General features: G+C 64.7%; 2 protein-coding genes and 1 pseudogene. All 3 read right to left on the bottom strand.

The genetic code is table 11. From position 1 onward, the window contains the following. Positions 1 to 197: 197 nt before the first annotated feature. Positions 198 to 506 (bottom strand): hypothetical protein, encoded by a 309-nt coding sequence (locus J1M81_RS03765; protein WP_241257675.1) that lies wholly within the window; start codon positions 504 to 506, stop codon positions 198 to 200. Beyond that, positions 490 to 1,395, bottom strand: a complete 906-nt coding sequence (locus tag J1M81_RS03760) for a TniB family NTP-binding protein (protein WP_206497632.1) — start codon at positions 1,393 to 1,395, stop codon at positions 490 to 492. Before J1M81_RS03760 ends, J1M81_RS03765 begins: the two co-directional genes overlap by 17 nt. 4 nt (positions 1,396 to 1,399) lie before the next feature. Continuing rightward, a pseudogene (locus J1M81_RS03755) lies at positions 1,400 to 1,645 on the bottom strand (transposase); the annotation flags it as partial.

Raw genomic sequence — 1,645 nt, 5'->3', positions numbered from 1 at the left:
TGTAGCGGGCCCTCCCGACAGACTTCTCAGGCCGAAAGCACGCTGAGCAGGCGTTTCCGCGGAGACGGTGCGGGAAGGAAAATTCTCGTCGGTCACCGCACAAATAACGTTGGTGACTATGACCCCGCCGCGAAAACGGCGCTTCTCGGCTGTCGCCGCGCGTGCATCGCGGACGACCCCCCTCCATCGGGCGAGAACTACGTCGGCGGATGGCGCAGCGGGATCCCGTGGTCGAGGAACAGTTGCACCGTCTCATCCAGCTCCGCCGCGGTGCGGCACCACCCCCAGCGCAGGAAGTTGTACAACGAACTGGCGGATGCAGGATCGACGCGCGCCGCCGCGATGGCGGCCTCGGCCGCAGCGTGCGCGTCAGCCCACAGATCGCCCTCGGGTGCGGGATAAGACGAGCGCGTCGGAGCTGTCCCGGGATCGACCGGCTCGTAGGGTCGTGGGCGCAGCAGAGATGCGTGCGCACCGCCGGCATCGATCTCACCGCTCTCGACCATCGCAATGCCGAGTGAGCACCGATGAGGTGATCGCTTCCTCTCCGCTGTCGACGGCGGTCACTGCGGCGGCAGTGAGCAGCGTTGTCAGTTCACCGATGGTGCCCTCGGAGCGAGTGAGGAGGTAGTCGGTCATCTCCGGCGACGTCAGGTGCGAGGGTTTACGGAGGGGGAAGCTCGTGGTGAAGCTGGCCAGCAGTGATCTGGTGTCGGCAGTGTTGGTCCAGACAGGCAAAGTCATGGGATGGAATCGGTTCTCCAGCTGGGGATCGGTCCGGATGGCGAGGTAGGCGTCGCGGGTTCCGACAGCGACAAGAGGAATGCGTAGTTCGTTGCCCAGGAACCGCAGCACGTTCAAGAATTCGCGGCGGACGTTGTCGCGGCCGGCGAGAACATTGTGGAGCTCGTCGATGATCAACATCCGAACGCCGGTGGCGCGGAGCAGCATCAATGCTTGCTGTTCGAGTTCGTGGACCCGATTGCGTGGTCGGGTCGGTGTTCCCAACGCTGTGAGCAGTGCGAGGTAGAACCGGCCGGGTGACGGGTCCGGGGGCATCTGCATGCACAACACCGGTATCTGCTCGCGGTCGGACAAGCTGATCGGCGGATGAGTGCGCCGGAACTTTTCGATGATCATCGACTTGCCGTTGTTCGTCGGACCGAGCAACAGTAAGTTCGGCATACGCTGTCGGTCCGGCCACGACAGCAACGACTCCAGATGGTCGATGACCGTACGGGCCTGCGGATACCCGATCCACCTCTCCGACCGGATCGACCGGATCCGGTCCGCGTCGTCGAGTGCGGTGAGCGGTCGAACCGACTCCCGCAGGTGCCCCAAATCCTCGCTGGACGACTCGGTGGGTTCGTCGCTGCTTCCTGTCGATGAGGTCATCGCGTCACCATTCCTCGATGTCGCTGAAGACCGGCGTTGCGGTGCTGCCGTCCGCTCGAGGCTCCACCGGCGGGTGGATCGCCGGGATCGGTGCACACGCGGCGGCGCCGGTGAGATGCGTGCGGCGGGCACGGTTGCGCCGGGCTTTGCGGGTGGCTTTCTGCGAGCGGTCGGTGACCTCGCGCATCTGCTCGATCATCGAAAACAGTGCGCTCTCATCGACGTTCGACCGACCTTGTTCGCGGAGACG

Source organism: Rhodococcus sp. KRD175 (assembly GCF_017168275.1).
Lineage (GTDB): Bacteria > Actinomycetota > Actinomycetes > Mycobacteriales > Mycobacteriaceae > Rhodococcoides > Rhodococcoides fascians.
The sequence above is the reverse complement of the archived record's forward strand: the minus strand, read 5'-3'. Positions and strand labels throughout refer to the sequence as shown.

Coding starts and splice junctions, on each gene's coding strand:
- J1M81_RS03765 (WP_241257675.1), bottom strand. CDS start 506: ATGGTCGAGAGCGGTGAGATCGATGCCGGCGGTGCGCACGCATCTCTG.
- J1M81_RS03760 (WP_206497632.1), bottom strand. CDS start 1,395: ATGACCTCATCGACAGGAAGCAGCGACGAACCCACCGAGTCGTCCAGC.